The following is a 14,330-nucleotide window of genomic DNA, read 5'->3' on the forward strand; positions in this document are numbered from 1 at the left end:
AGCGGCTGGCACCCCCAGGGCATGTACCAGTCACTTAGACCCCCAGGAGACCACCCATGTTCCGGCTGGCGCACCTTTCCCTGGCAAACCGGGCCCTGATCGCACTGATCACCGTGTTCGCCTCGGTCTTCGGCGTGATCACCATGTCATCGCTGAAGCAGGAACTCATCCCTTCCATTGAGTTCCCGCAGATCACGGTGCTCAGCTCCATGCCGGGCGCGTCGCCGGAAGTGGTGGACAAGCAGGTCAGCGGCCCGCTTGAGAAAGCGCTGAACGGCGTGGAGGGGCTGGAATCCACCTCCTCCACGTCACGCACCGGCGTCTCCCAGATCACCATGGTGTTCACGTACGGGTCGAACCTGGACCGGGCCAGGAACCAGATCGACCGGGCCATCTCCAATGCCAAGCGGTCCCTGCCCAGCGATGTCCAGCCGCAGGCCATTGCCGGAAGCATCAGCGACTTCCCCATCGTCTTCCTCGCCGTCTCCTCGGACAAGACGCTCAGCGAGCTGAATGCCGACCTGCAGCGCCTGAGCGTTCCCCGGCTGCAGAAGATCGACGGCGTCCGCAGCGCCGATGTCACCGGCGGCGCATCCCAGCACATCGAGATCCTTCCCAGGGCCGACGCCATGGCAGCGGCGGGTACAGGTGTCACCTCCATCCGGGACGCGCTGTCCAATAACGGCGCGCTGGTCCCCGCCGGGACGCTCCAGGAGCAGGGCAAGACGCTGTCGCTTCAGATTGGCAGCCCGGTGGACTCCCTGGACGCCATCAAGGCACTCCCGCTGGCAGGTGCCAGGAATGGGGCAACAATCGGCTCCGTTGCCGATGTTTCCCTCAAGGATGACGAACGCACCTCCATCACCCGCACCAACGGCGCCGAAACCCTTGCCATCTCCGTAACCAAGAAACCCGAGGGCGACACGGTGGGCATCTCCCATGCGGTGCGGGACTCGCTGAAGGGCCTGGAGGCGGAACTGGGCTCCAGCGCCAGGTTCACGCCGGTCTTCGACCAGGCACCCTTCATCGAAAAGTCCATCAAGGACCTCACCACGGAAGGCCTGCTGGGACTGGGCTTCGCCGTAGCCATCATCCTGCTCTTCCTGATGTCCGCCCGCTCCACGCTGGTCACAGCGGTGTCCATTCCGCTGTCCCTGCTGATCACGTTCATCGGCCTGTCGGCCACCGGCTACTCGCTGAACATCCTGACGCTCGGCGCGCTCACCATCGCGATCGGGCGCGTGGTGGACGACTCCATCGTTGTCATCGAAAACATCAAGCGGCACCTCAGCTACGGTGAGGAAAAGTCGACGGCGATCCTCACCGCCATCAGGGAGGTGGCCGGCGCCATCACCGCCTCCACCCTGACCACGGTGGCGGTGTTCCTGCCCATCGCTTTCGTCGGCGAACTGGCCGGCGAACTCTTCCGGCCATTCGCTTTGACCGTGACCATGGCACTGCTGGCGTCGCTGCTGGTGTCGCTGACCATCGTCCCCGTGCTCGCCTACTGGTTCCTAAAGAACCCCAAGGGCGCGGCGGGCAGGGCGCCCGCCGGCTCCCCCGAGGCCCGGCGGATCGCCGAGGAGGCGAAAGCGAAGGCCCACGAAGCCGAACAGCGAAGCCGCCTGCAGCGCGGCTACCTGCCCATCCTCCGGTCCACGCAGAAGCACCCCGTCATCACCCTGGTTGCCGCGGTCCTGGTGCTCGGTGCCACCGGTGCCATGACACCACTGCTTGCCACGAACCTCCTGGGAAACTCGGGACAGAACAGCCTGACCGTACGGCAGGTGCTGCCGGCCGGGACCAGCCTGGCCGACACCAGCGCCGCCGCCATCCGCCTCGAAGAGGTGCTGCGGGGCATTGACGGCATCAAGGACGTCCAGGTGACCTCCGGCAACGCCCAGGCCGGCTTCGCCGCGCTCACCTCGACCGGATCCTCCAACTCCACCTTCACAGTGGTGACGGACGAAAAGGCCAACCAGGAGCGCCTCCAGGAGACTGTTCGCTCAGAGCTAGCGAAGGTGCCCGACTCGGGCAAGGTATCGGTGGGCACCCAGCAGGGCGGCTTCGGCACGTCATCCACCGTGGACATCACGCTGAAGGCTGCCAGCAGCGCCGACCTGCAGGCCGCCAGCGACACCATGGTCGCGGCCATGACGGGCGTGCCCGGCACCAGCGAAGTTGCCAGCAACCTGGCCGCCAGCAACCCTGTGGTGCAGGTCAAGGTGGACAGGGCCAAAGCCGTCGCCGCCGGCCTGAACGAGCAGCAGGTGGCCGGGGTACTGGCATCGACCATCAGCCCCATCCCTGCGGGCACGGTCCGGATCGATACCAACGATTTCCCCGTCCGCATCGGCCAGGGCACCAAGTTCACCAGCATCGACGCCGTCCGGAACATCCCGCTGCCCGCAGGCGGCCGGCCTGTAACGCTGGGAAGCATCGCGTCCGTGGAGCAGGTGGACGTCCCCGTCTCCATCACCGCCAGCAATGGCGAGCGGACCGCCAAGGTGTCCATCACGCCGTCGGGCTCCAACCTGGGCGCGGTGAACACGGAAGTCCAGAAGCGCCTGGCGGACGTCCAGCTGCCCGCCGGCGTCACCGCGGCGATCGGCGGCGCCACCACCCAGCAGGCAGAATCGTTCCGGCAGCTGGGCCTGGCCCTGCTGGCAGCCATCGCCATTGTCTACGTGATCATGGTGGCCACCTTCAAGTCGCTCGTCCAGCCGCTGATCCTGCTGGTCTCGGTTCCGTTCGCTGCGACCGGCGCGGTGGCCCTGCTGCTGCTCACCGGAGTGCCCCTGGGCCTGCCGTCGCTCATCGGCATGCTGATGCTGGTGGGCATCGTGGTTACCAACGCCATCGTGCTGATCGACCTGATCAACCAGTACCGGCAGCCGCGCGACGGCAGGTCCGGCATGAACGTGGCGGACGCCATCACCAACGGCGCACGCCAGCGCCTCCGCCCCATCCTGATGACGGCCCTTGCCACGGTCTTCGCCCTGACGCCGATGGCCCTGGGCATCACGGGCGGCGGCGGGTTCATCTCGCAGCCGCTGGCCGTGGTGGTGATCGGCGGGCTGGTGTCCTCCACCGCACTGACCCTGATCCTGGTCCCGGTGCTGTACCGGCTGGTGGAGGGACGGCGCGAGAAAAAGGCACTCCTGCGCGACCTGCAGGCCCGCCCCGAAATGGGACCGGGTGCCGACCTCGACGCCGAATTCATGGACTGGACCACCGGCCAGGTCCCCAAGGTCAGCGGCCGGCGCGCCGCTCCCGGCGCAGACTAAACGGCGGAATATTTCCGGCGTGGCTGCGTTGTATCCGGCGATAGATGCAAATGCATCTAAATTGGTTTACACTGGAGCCAAGCCCAGCAAGTCCAGGAACGGAAAGGCACGCCATGCAGATCGGTGTTTTCAGCGTCAGCGACATCACCACGGACCCCACCACGGGCCGCACCCCCACCGAGCACGAACGCATCAAGGCCTCGGTGGCCATCGCCAAAAAGGTCGAGGAAATCGGCATGGATGTCTACGCCCTGGGCGAGCACCACAACCGGCCCTTCTTCTCCTCCTCACCCACCACCACCCTCGCGTACATTGCAGCCCAGACCGAACGGATCATCCTCTCCACGGCCACCACGCTGATCACCACCAATGACCCGGTGAAGATCGCCGAGGACTTCGCCATGCTCCAGCACCTGTCCGACGGGCGCGTGGACCTGGTCCTGGGCCGCGGCAACACCGCCCCGGTGTACCCGTGGTTCGGCAAGAACATCCAGGACGGCGTGGAGCTGGCCATTGAGAACTACAGCCTCCTGCGCAAGCTGTGGGACGAGGACACCGTCAACTGGTCCGGCAAGTTCCGCACCCCGCTGCAGAACTTCACCTCCACGCCCCGGCCGCTCGACGGCGTGGCCCCCTTCGTGTGGCACGGCTCCATCCGTACCCCGCAGATCGCGGAGGTGGCCGCGTACTTCGGCGACGGCTTCTTCGCCAACAACATCTTCTGGCCCAAGGAGCACTACCAGCAGCTGATCGGCCTCTACCGCGAGCGGTACGAGCACTACGGACACGGCAAGGCGGACCAGGCGATCGTCGGGCTCGGCGGCCAGTTCTTCATGCGGAAGAACTCCCAGGAGGCGGTAAACGAATTCCGCCCATACTTCGACAACGCCCCCGTGTACGGCCACGGACCGTCACTGGAGGACTTCACCTCCCAGACCCCGCTGACCGTGGGCAGCCCGCAGGAAGTCATCGAGAAGACCCTGACCTTCCGCGAGCACTTCGGCGACTACCAGCGCCAGCTGTTCCTGATCGACCATGCCGGCCTGCCGCTGAAGACCGTCCTGGAGCAACTGGACCTGTTCGGCGAAGAAGTCCTGCCCGTGCTCCGCAAGGAGTACGCGGCCCTCAAGCCAGCGCACGTTCCCGAGCCGCCCACCCACGCCGGCCGTGTCGCCGCCCTGCTGGCATCGCAGGACGCCGACAAAGCCACCGCGGAGGCGTGATGGCTGCGGGAGGAACGGAATCTCCGGTGCGGCTGGCAGCCGAAACCTGGGAGTCCCTGTTCCGCGCCCAGGTAGCGGTGATGCGCAAGCTGCAGTCCGGGCGGGCTTTCCGGAAGCTGGCGGTCAACGAATACGACGTCCTGTTCACGCTCTCCCGGTGCCCGTCCGGCTGGCTGCGGCTCAACGAGCTCAACGACAACGTGCTGTTGAGCCAGTCCAGCCTGAGCAGGCTGGTGGAGCGGCTCGAAAAGCGGGGGCTTGTGGCCAGAATGCCGGCCCCCGAGGACGGCCGCGGCATCCTGCTGAAGCTGACCGACGAGGGGCGGGAGCTGCAGAAGGAAATCGGCCGCGAGCACGTCCGGGACATTTCCGCGCTGGTGGGTCCCGCCCTGACGGCCGCGGAGCAGAAGGAACTGAAGCGGCTCACGGACAAGCTGCGAAGTTCGCTGGGTCCCCTTCCGCGGTAGCAGGCGGCTTCCCGGCGGCCGCACGGGCCGGCCGAACAGGACGGCCGGGCCGGGTGGACAGCCAGGACGGACAGTCAGCCGAGCGCCACCAGCCGGGAGGGATCCTCGCCGGGCAGGTCCCCGTCAACCACGGCCGTGACGCGCAGCTGGTTCAACACCAGGCTTCCACCCACCGTGGAAAGGAACGCCGTGTCTGATGAGTCGCGGCCGGCGGTAATGCGCAGCATCGACTCCCGCGGCGCGAGCCCCGTGGGGTCGATGACGTGCCAGGCCCCCTCCACGTAGGCTTCCGCCACGGCGTGGAAATCCATCGGGCTCAGGCCCGGTGCGTAGACGGCCGCCAGCCGGGCCGGGATGTCCTTGGAGCGGAGCAGCGCGATGGCCAGGTGCGCAAAGTCCCGGCACACGCCGCGCCTGCTGAGGAGGGTCTCCACGGCACCGTCCGTGCCGCGGGAGGAGCCGCTGATGTACCGCAGTTCACCGTTGACCCAGTCGCGGACGGCGCGCACCAGGTCCGCTCCCTGGACCCCTTCGAACTCGGCATAGGCCGTGGGCAGCAGCCGGTCCGACTCGGCATACCGGCTGGGACGGACGTAGCGGATCCGCTCGGCCAGGGTGGCGTCTTCCGGAACGGCGCGGCCCGTCACCGTGGCGGAATAGTCCACGCTGACGTCGGTGGGTTGGGCAAACTCCATGTAGTGGAACCGGCCGCCGTGGTGGTCGGAAACTTCCGTGAGTGGAACCTCGGCCCCGCCGGCAGTGACGGAGAGGGACTCCGTGAAGGATGAGTAGCCGCTGTTCCGTGCTACGGCGATGGCCATGGCCACCTTGGTGTTGGCGATGGTCCTGAAGGCCAGGCGTGCGGAAACAGAGCGTTCCATGTCTCTCCGGGGGTGTTGGGGGGAAGGTAAGTCGCACACCCCGCACTTGTGAGTGCCGGCAGCGGGACTAGTTTTTGACCTTCAGCGACATTAGCATCCGCTGCACGTTGGCGAAGTCAGCGCTTTCGTTGACGTACTGGGCGGCCTGGCCAAGGGTGTCGAAGGCCTTCGCCGGTGCCACTTTCTCATCCGGCGCAAAGGCTTTGAGGGTCACCAGGTCGCCGAACGAGTAGTCCCCCTTGCCGGCCGGACCACGAACCACGTTGCGCAGCCCGCACGCCTGCCCGTCTGTTCCGCCCACCAGGTTGGTGATGCCGTAGGAACCGAAGTAGCGGTACCCCTGGATCACCCGGTAGACCATCCGCGGCGGGATGGTTCCCTCCCCGCCCGGGACGGAGAGCTCAAAAGGCACGCTGCTGATCACGGTGTACGGGTGCCGTGCGTTGTCGGGACAGTCAACGTTCGACGGCGGCAGTCCGGTCCGGAGCGCGGCGACGAAGGTTCCGTCGGGCTTTTTCACCTCAATCTTCAGCCCACCGGGAAGCACGCCTTCCTCGGGCGCCACCGACTGCGCGATCCAGTCCGCCGGCAGGTCGAAGCTCACCGTCCTGGCAGGATCCGAGTATGTCTTCCAGGAGGCGGCGGTGGCCGCCTCCTGCGGCTCGCCGGCCGTTGCGGAGGCAGGGGCCGGGATGGTGCCGCCGGCGTCCGGTGACGCCGACGCCGTTCCGGATGTTGGCCCGGGCGCTGCAGATCCGGAGGTTGCTGCCCCGGAGGTTGCCGGCTGCGCCGTCCATCCCGGGCCGGCCGGTGATCCGGAGCAACCCGTCAGCAGGACCACGGCGGCCACCAGTGACATCCGGGGAAGAGCGCTCAATACTTCCTTGCCTGTCATGGAAGCCAGCCTAATGGCGGCACGGCTCCTCTCCGGGCCGGCACGGCGGTGTTTCCTGCGCTTGGGAACGGTGTTCCGTGGCCCCCTCTGCCGGGCGCCGGCCATCCGTTCCCCCGGGCACATACCCGGCGTGTCGCCGTCGGACGGCTGCCACGCTGCCCGGGGACTAGGCTGGGGGTTATGGCGGAAGAGCAGCACGGCGCAGCCGAAGACAACCCGGCGGACATCTCCGCCCTGGATATCGCCGACTGGCGGCTGAGGACCTTTGCGCTCTACGACACCGTCCGCCGGCTCTCGGTTGAAAGCCCGTCCGAGGCACACTCGTACTGGCGCCACCAGCGTGACATGATGTTCGCCACCCACCCGGCTTCTGCGCTGACCGCCGCGGGCAAGGCGCGCTTCTCCGGGCTGAAGACCGCCGACTACGATCCCATCTACCGGTTCCACGTGCCCTTGACCAAAGAGGGTGCCGGCCGCGAGATGAGCGTCGACACCGGGACCGACGGCGTGGTGCACTTTGTCCGGCTGGGCACCTTCGATTTGCCCGAAATGGGCCAGCTCGCGGTGTGGAAGCTCCACGGGTACGGCGGCGGGATCTTCGTTCCGTTCCGCGATGCCACGGCAGGCCAGCCCGGCGGCACCTACGGGGCGGGTCGCTACCTGATCGACACCATCAAGGGCGCCTTCCACGGCGTAGCCGGCACCGGCCCGGGCGCCATGTTCGTCCTGGATTTCAATTTCGCCTACAACCCCTCCTGCGCCTACAACGAGGCCTGGGCCTGCCCGCTGCCCGGGCCCTCCAACCGGCTGGCAGTGGAAATTCCCGTGGGCGAGCTGTACTGACGGATGGCGGTTCGTCCTGGGCGCCCTTTGCGCATCTCCTGCTTGCCCCCTGCCCGCGGCGCTGACCGTCCTGCCGGTGCCGCCGGATGAGGGAGGGACTGTCCGCACCAGCAGTACCGGAGACCAGCACCCGGCGCCTGCCTGCCACCAGGCATTACCGGGGAGTCCTGCGCTATCCGGTCATCCGGCAGTTGCTCCGCTTCTCCGGTGTCGGCGTCATCTGCACCGCTGCATCACTGTGCCTCTACGCGCTGCTGCGGCCATGGCTTGGCGCCCAGCTGGCCAACGCGGTGGCGCTGGTCCTCACGTCGCTCTTGAACACTGCCTTGAACCGCCGGCTGACGTTCAAGATCGCAGGCCAGCAGCGCCGCACCCGTGACCACCTCAACGGCCTGGTGGTGATCGCCGTGGCCCTGGTGATCACCGGCAGCAGCCTGGGTGTGCTGCACTGGTTCAATCCGGAGGCCACCGTGGCGGACGAACTGCTGGCCACCACGTTGTCCGGCTTCCTGGCCACGGCGGTGCGCTTCAGCATGCTGCGGCACTGGATTTTCCGCCGCGCGCGGCACCGCTGACCAGGCAGCGACGGTCAGCGGCCTTTGCCCGCGCCCAGGTTCTTGACACTGGCGACGGCGGCCCGCACCGCGTCCGCAGCCACGTCCAGTTCCTCCCGGGTTACCGAGGCGTCGAAACTGAACCGGACCGCTGTCTGCGCCACTTCGGCGGAAATTCCCAGCGCGGTAAGCACGGGCGACGGCGCATCCGAGCCGGCAGCGCAGGCCGAACCGCTGGAGCAGACCACGCCGCTCCGTTCCAGCTCCAGCAGCACAGACTCGCCGCTGGTTCCGGGGAAGCAGAATGATGCTACGGAGGGCAGCCGTTCGGAGGGGTGGCCGGTCAGGACAGCGTCCGGCACCGCGGCCAGCACGGCGGCGATGAAACGGTCCCGCAGGGCGGCCACCCTTGGCTGCTGGCCGGCCTGCCGGCCGTGGGCGAGCGTGAGGGCCGTGGCCAGCCCCACCGCCCCGGCCACGTTTTCCGTCCCCGAGCGGCGGCCTCTTTCCTGGCCGCCGCCGTGAATGACCGGTTCCAGCCGCGTACGGCTCCGGACGAAGAGCAGGCCGCAGCCTTTGGGCGCCCCCAGCTTGTGCCCGGAGATGCTCATGGCGTCCACGCCCAGGGCCTTGGTGTCCAGCGGCAGCCATCCGGCGGCCTGGACGGCATCGGTATGGAAGGGGATTCCGTGGTGGTGGGCGAGTTCTGCGAGCGCGGCGATGGGCTGGACGGTGCCGACCTCATTGTTGGCGTACATGATGCTGACCAGCGCGGTCTCCGGGCACAGCACCCCGGCCAGCGCATCAGGGGTGACCTGGCCGGTTGCGTCGACCGGCACCACGTCCACCACGAAGCCGTGGAAACGCTCCAGGTAGCGCGCGGATTCCTCCACGGCCGGATGTTCGACGGCGCTGATCACCACCCGGTTCCAATGCGGGTTTGCCGCCTGCCGGGCCAGGGCAATGCCCTTGACGGCCAGGTTGTCCGCTTCCGTTCCCCCGGAAGTGAACACGACCTCGCCCTGCCGGCAGCCAAGGACGCCGGCCACCGCTGCCCGCGCCCCCGCGAGCGCCGCAGCTGCCGCCTCACCAAGGGTGTGGTGGCTGGAGGGGTTCCCGAAGGAGCCGGTGAGGTAAGGCCACATGGCGTCCAGTACTTCGCGGCGGACGGGGGTGGTGGCGGCGGCGTCGAGGAAGATCATGGCGTGCTCACCGGGCGGTCAGTTCGACGTCGAGGCCCAGGTCCAGTGCGGCCACGGTGTGCGTCAGTGCCCCCACGGAGATGACGTCCACCCCTGTGGCGGCAATCGCCGCGACGGTGCCGGGGTTGACGTTGCCGCTTGCTTCCACGCGGGCGCGACCGGCCACGAGGGCCACGCCGGCCTTCAGCTCTTCAACCGTGAAGTTGTCCAGCATGATGGTGTCCACGCCGGCGGCCAGCACGGGCTCGATCTGCTCCATGCTGTCCACTTCCACTTCAAAGTGGGTGGTGTGCCCCAGCTGGGCTTTGGCGGCCAGCAGGAGCCCGGTGAGCTTTGCCGGGTCTCCCCCGGTCATCACGGCCAGGTGGTTGTCCTTGGCCAGCACCGCGTCGGACAGGCTGTACCGGTGGTTAGCGCCGCCGCCGCACCGTACGGCGAACCGTTCCAGGACGCGCAGGCCCGGTGTGGTCTTGCGCGTGTCGGTGATGCGCGCCCGGGTCCCCTCGGCGAGCCGGACGAACGCGGCGGTCTTGGTGGCGATGGCGGACATCCGCTGGACCAGGTTGAGCGCCACGCGTTCTGCCATCAGCACCGAGCGGGCGCTGCCGGTGACCCTCGCAAGGTGCGTGCCGGCGTCGAACGCTTCTCCGTCCGCCACGAGCAGCTCCACCTGGGTGGCGGGATCCACCAGCTGCATCGCGTCGCGGAACACTGTTGCGCCGCTGAGGACCCCGGCCACCCGGGCATTGAGGACGGCCGTGGCGCGGGCCGAGGCGGGAATGAGCAGTTGCGAGGTGATGTCGCCGGAGGGTGCATCCTCGGCGAAGGCCCGTTCCAGGATCTCCCTGACCGGTGCCGCGGGAAGGGTGAGGTCCAGTGCGGGGCGCAGGGTGGCTGCCTGGTCGATCACGGCGGGTTCAGTCATGGAGCAGGCTCGCTTTCGGGCGCGGAGGGTAAGTGGTTTCAGGGTCTGCGGGATCATCACTGCGGTAGTGCGCCCCAAGGGATTCAGGCCGGCGGAGAGCTCCGGCGACCAGCAGCTGCGCAGCCAAAAGGAGGTTCCGGTCCTCATTCACCACAGGGTCGGAAGAGGAAGAACTGGCATGGGGACGGACGACGGCGGCCCAGTGGTCAAGCGTGACAGCCGCCTCAAGCAACAACTCCCCGGAACGCAGCACCCCGGCATTGGCAGTCATCAGTCGACGAAGAGCGTCCCGGGAGAAGTGCTCAGGTGTATCAAAGGGTTCAGGACTCCGGTGCGTTCTCCACACGCTGGGGTTCGGCGGCGTGGCGGTGGATGGGTGGGGCAGCTTCGGAAGTCCCGAAAGCGCCGTTGTTGCGTGAGCGTCCGCACTGGCCGCCGAGCTTGCGAGGCGACCGCCGGTGCGAGGCGCGAGTGCAGGCGCCGAGGGACTTGCGGAGCTGCCCCCCAGGAAACATTCAACAGCGCGGCGGCCGAAGACGAGTCCCTCGAGGAGGGAGTTGCTGGCCAGCCGGTTTGCCCCTTGGACGCCGGTGCACGCAACTTCACCGGCTGCGTAGAGCCCGGGGACGGTGGTGCGGGCGTGGAGGTCGGTGGTTACGCCGCCCATCCAGTAGTGGGCGGCAGGTGCGACGGGGACCAGTTCGCGGGTCCAGTCGATACCGGCGTCGAGGGTCTTGCGGGTGAGGGTGGGGAACCGCTGTTGGAGGAACCCGTTGCCCCTGGCCTGTTCGATGGCGCGGGCGTCGAGGTAGACGTGGCCGTTGGGGTCACCGAGTTTGGCGAGGTGGAGGGCGATGCTGCGTGAGACGACATCGCGGGGTGCCAGTTCGGCGTCTGGGTGGTAGGCCTTCATGAAGCGCCGGCCGTTGGAGTCGAGCAGGACGGCGCCTTCGCCGCGGACGGCTTCGGAGATCAGCAGGGGTCCGTCCAGGCGTCCGGGGTGGGCTGTGGCGGAGCTGACCAGGCAGGTGGGGTGGAACTGGAAGAATTCGAGGTCTGCCGTGGCTGCGCCGGCGCGGACGGCGAGCGCCAGGCCGTCGGCGGTGGCCACGGCGGGGTTGGTGGTTTGGGCGAACAACTGGCCGGCTCCTCCGGTGGCGAGCAGGACGGCGTCCACGTCCAGGCTGAGGTTGCGGCCGTCCTGGTGGTATTCGACCCCGCTCACATTCCCGTCGCGGGTGGTGAGGGCTGTGACGTGGGCTTCCGTGAGGAGCGTCAACTTACCCGCGTCCCGCAGGGACAGGACCGCCTGGATCAGTGCACCGGCGACGCGCGCGCCCGTGGCGTCCCCTCCTGCGTGCAGGATGCGCGGGGCACTGTGTGCTGCCTCGAGCCCAAGGGCCGGGCCGCCGTCGTGCCTTGCGTCACCGTGGCCCGCTCCAGCTGGCCCCGCGTCAAACGCCACCCCGTAGCGCTGGAGGCCGGCGATGTCCTGCCGTGCCTGCGTGCACATCAGCCGGACGGCGTCCTCGTTGCAGTGCCCCGCCCCTGCCCGGAGCGTGTCCGCGATGTGCGCGGCAACGGTGTCCCCCGGCGCAGGTTCGGCGAGCACCGCGGAGATGCCGCCCTGCGCGTACCAGGTGTTGCTGTGCTCCAGTGCGCCTTTGGTCACCAGCACCACGTCGGCGCCGGCATCTGCGGCAAGCAGGGCGGCGTAAAGTCCCGCGATGCCGCTTCCGACGACGGCGAGCCGGCGGGCGGGTGCGTCGGGCCCGCGGCGCATCAGGGCCTCGCAGCGAGCATGCGCTCGAGCGCCGTCCTGGCGTTGGCCTGTACATCGTCAGCCACCGTGATGCGGTTGACGATGCGGCCGGCCACCAGTTCCTCCAGCACCCAGGCAAGGTAACCGGGGTGGATGCGGTACATCGTGGAGCAGGGGCAGATCACCGGGTCCAGGCAGAAGATGGTGTGCTGCGGGTATTCGGCGGCGAGCCGGTTCACCATGTTGATTTCGGTGCCGATGGCGAACGTGGTGGGCTCGGTGGCTGCGGCGATGGCTTTCTTGATGAAGTCGGTGGAGCCGGCGGAATCGGCGGCGTCCACCACTTCCATGGGGCATTCGGGGTGCACGATCACCTGCACGCCGGGGAAATCGGCGCGGGCCTTCTCGATCTGGGCTACGTTGAAGCGCTTGTGCACGGAGCAGAACCCGTGCCAGAGGATCACCCGGGAGTCGAGCAGCGCCTGTTCGTCGTTGCCGCCGAGGTCCTTGCGCGGGTTCCACATGGGCATCTGCCCAAGCGGTACGCCCAGGGCCTTGGCGGTGTTGCGGCCGAGGTGCTGGTCGGGGAAGAACAGCACCCGCTGTCCGCGCTGGAACGCCCACTCCAGGACGGTCCTGGCGTTGGAGGAGGTGCAGACGATGCCGCCGTGCTCGCCGCAGAAAGCCTTCAGGGCTGCGGAGGAATTCATGTAGGTGACGGGGATGACCGGAACCCGGCCGTCGGCGTCGGGCTCGGTGCCGAAGATCTCCGCCAGCTGCTCCCAGCATTCCTCCACGGAGTCCGCGTCCGCCATGTCGGCCATGGAGCAGCCGGCGGCGAGGTTGGGCAGGATGACCGCCTGCTCCGGGGTGGAGAGAATGTCCGCGGTTTCGGCCATGAAATGGACCCCGCAGAAGACGATCGCCTCGGCCTCCGGCCTGGTGAGTGCCGCGTTGGCGAGCTGGAAGGAGTCACCCACGAAGTCGGCGTACTGGATCACCTCGTCGCGCTGGTAGAAGTGGCCCAGGATGACGGCGCGTTCCCCCAGTTCGGCTTTGGCGGCTTTGATCCGTTCGCCGAGTTCGGCGTCGCTGGCCCGCTTGTATTCCTCGGGGAGCTGGCCCTGGCGCGGGGTGGTGGCGGGGGCGGGGTCGGCGCTGGATGCACCCGGGCCGTAGGCGGGGACACCCGCCAGCGCCTCGGCCAGGTCGTAGTCCCAGGGTCCGCTCGCCAGTGCCGGGCTGCAGGTGCTGCGTTCGGCTGCGCCTTTTTCGGCCTGTTCGCGCGTGATCAGCTGGATTGCCGTGTTGACGCTGCTCATGGTGTGCTCCTGTTGTCTGGGTCAAGGCCTGGCCGGCCGGTGTAGCGGTAGAGGCGTGGCGGACGGTGTTTCCCGCCTTGGAGGTATTCCCCGGTTTCTTCGATTTCCGGGGTGGATTTGAGTTGCCGGCGGAAGTTGGCGGGATCCAGTTCGCGGTCCAGGACAGCTTCGTAGACTTCGCGGACCTGGGCCAGGGTGAAGTACTCGCCCAGCAGGTGGTACGCCACTGAGCCGTAGGCCAGCTTGTTGCGCAGTCGCCCGAGGGCGTAGTCAACGATCGCGTTGTGGTCGAAGGCCAGACCGCCCAGGCGGTCCGCGCGGAACCACCGCACGTTCTCGGATTCGTCGGCGAGCGCAGCCTCCGTGGGCTGGACCAGGGCCCAGTACACGATGGAGACCACGCGCTGCGTGGGTGAGCGGTGCAGGCCGCCGAAGGCGTACAGCTGCTCAAGGTAGCGGGGCGCCAGGCCTGTGGTTTCCCGCAGGTTCCTGGCCGCGGCGTCCTGGAGCGACTCCTCATGGCTGAGGGGGCCGCCCGGCAGTGCCCACAGCCCCTTGAAGGGCTCACGGATGCGCCGCACCAGGGGCAGCCACAGCGTGGGACGGCCCGACGTTTCACTGGGCCGCAGGGCGAAGATCACCGTGGAAATGGCCAGCGACGGCGGCGCGGCCTGCCGCTCAGACACGTTTGCCGAGCTGTAGTACACGTTCCACCGCCTCTCGTCGTGCCCATCGCCGGATGCGGCGGTTCTTCAGAGTTATGGTCAACTTGACCAAAACTAATTCTACGACCAGCGGCGCAGGAATGGGAAATGTTTCTGCTGCCGCCTGGGGACGCCGGCACGGTCCAGGGTCCAGGGCGCGCCCGCCCTTCTCCCCTGGCGGTTCTTCCTGCCGTTTTTGGGCGGCTCCTCGAAGCCGGTAAATTCAAAAGGTCCCACAAGGACCCCCGGACCATCCGGACCGGAC

12 protein-coding genes are annotated in these 14,330 nt (G+C 68.0%); 5 read left to right on the forward strand and 7 right to left on the reverse strand.

Annotated features, from left to right (window positions below):
- The first annotated feature begins 56 nt into the window (after nucleotides 1–56).
- The 3 genes from ACEN9K_RS13810 (at nucleotide 57) to ACEN9K_RS13820 (ending at nucleotide 4,977) form a co-directional block, all read left to right on the forward strand.
- On the forward strand, nucleotides 57–3,287 hold the full coding sequence (locus ACEN9K_RS13810) for an efflux RND transporter permease subunit (RefSeq protein WP_495634555.1): 3,231 nt from the start codon (nucleotides 57–59) through the stop codon (nucleotides 3,285–3,287).
- Between the two features lie 113 nt (nucleotides 3,288–3,400).
- Nucleotides 3,401–4,510 (forward strand): LLM class flavin-dependent oxidoreductase, encoded by a 1,110-nt coding sequence (locus ACEN9K_RS13815; protein WP_018768350.1) that lies wholly within the window; start codon nucleotides 3,401–3,403, stop codon nucleotides 4,508–4,510.
- Complete coding sequence (locus ACEN9K_RS13820; RefSeq protein ID WP_018768351.1) at nucleotides 4,510–4,977, forward strand: MarR family winged helix-turn-helix transcriptional regulator; 468 nt, start codon at nucleotides 4,510–4,512, stop codon at nucleotides 4,975–4,977. The genes ACEN9K_RS13815 and ACEN9K_RS13820 overlap by 1 nt, the downstream gene beginning before the upstream one ends.
- Nucleotides 4,978–5,051: 74 nt before the next feature.
- Here the strand turns inward: ACEN9K_RS13820 and ACEN9K_RS13825 are convergent, their stop codons facing one another.
- Nucleotides 5,052–5,858: a transglutaminase-like domain-containing protein gene (locus tag ACEN9K_RS13825; RefSeq protein ID WP_134163864.1), complete on the reverse strand. Its 807-nt coding sequence runs from the start codon at nucleotides 5,856–5,858 to the stop codon at nucleotides 5,052–5,054.
- A 67-nt stretch (nucleotides 5,859–5,925) separates the two neighbouring features.
- Entirely contained in the window at nucleotides 5,926–6,753 is an 828-nt protein-coding gene (locus ACEN9K_RS13830; protein ID WP_495634556.1) for a hypothetical protein, read from the reverse strand.
- Nucleotides 6,754–6,933: 180 nt separating this feature from the next.
- On the opposite strand from ACEN9K_RS13830, the gene ACEN9K_RS13835 reads away from it, so the two are divergent.
- Complete coding sequence (locus ACEN9K_RS13835; RefSeq protein ID WP_018768354.1) at nucleotides 6,934–7,596, forward strand: DUF1684 domain-containing protein; 663 nt, start codon at nucleotides 6,934–6,936, stop codon at nucleotides 7,594–7,596.
- 86 nt (nucleotides 7,597–7,682) lie between these two features.
- Complete coding sequence (locus tag ACEN9K_RS13840) at nucleotides 7,683–8,171, forward strand: GtrA family protein (RefSeq protein ID WP_144599852.1); 489 nt, start codon at nucleotides 7,683–7,685, stop codon at nucleotides 8,169–8,171.
- 14 nt (nucleotides 8,172–8,185) lie between these two features.
- Here ACEN9K_RS13840 and ACEN9K_RS13845 read toward each other — a convergent pair whose 3' ends face one another.
- From ACEN9K_RS13845 to ACEN9K_RS13865, 5 genes are read right to left on the reverse strand one after another with little or no spacing between them, the layout of a single operon-like run.
- Nucleotides 8,186–9,352, reverse strand: a complete 1,167-nt coding sequence (locus ACEN9K_RS13845) for a cysteine desulfurase family protein (RefSeq protein ID WP_018768356.1) — start codon at nucleotides 9,350–9,352, stop codon at nucleotides 8,186–8,188.
- Between the two features lie 7 nt (nucleotides 9,353–9,359).
- Nucleotides 9,360–10,277: a carboxylating nicotinate-nucleotide diphosphorylase gene (gene nadC, locus ACEN9K_RS13850; protein WP_056387941.1), complete on the reverse strand. Its 918-nt coding sequence runs from the start codon at nucleotides 10,275–10,277 to the stop codon at nucleotides 9,360–9,362.
- The gene (locus ACEN9K_RS13855; RefSeq protein ID WP_495634557.1) at nucleotides 10,270–12,060 is read right to left on the reverse strand and encodes an L-aspartate oxidase; all 1,791 of its coding nucleotides are present in this window, start codon (nucleotides 12,058–12,060) and stop codon (nucleotides 10,270–10,272) included. The genes nadC and ACEN9K_RS13855 overlap by 8 nt, the downstream gene beginning before the upstream one ends.
- On the reverse strand, nucleotides 12,060–13,361 hold the full coding sequence (gene nadA, locus ACEN9K_RS13860) for a quinolinate synthase NadA (protein WP_056387944.1): 1,302 nt from the start codon (nucleotides 13,359–13,361) through the stop codon (nucleotides 12,060–12,062). The genes ACEN9K_RS13855 and nadA overlap by 1 nt, the downstream gene beginning before the upstream one ends.
- A complete protein-coding gene (locus ACEN9K_RS13865) occupies nucleotides 13,358–14,068 on the reverse strand; it encodes an NUDIX hydrolase (protein WP_018768360.1) in 711 nt (236 codons plus the stop codon). The genes nadA and ACEN9K_RS13865 overlap by 4 nt, the downstream gene beginning before the upstream one ends.
- Between the last annotated feature and the right edge of the window lie 262 nt (nucleotides 14,069–14,330).

The sequence above is a fragment of the Pseudarthrobacter sp. Pseusp20 genome, assembly GCF_059492155.1.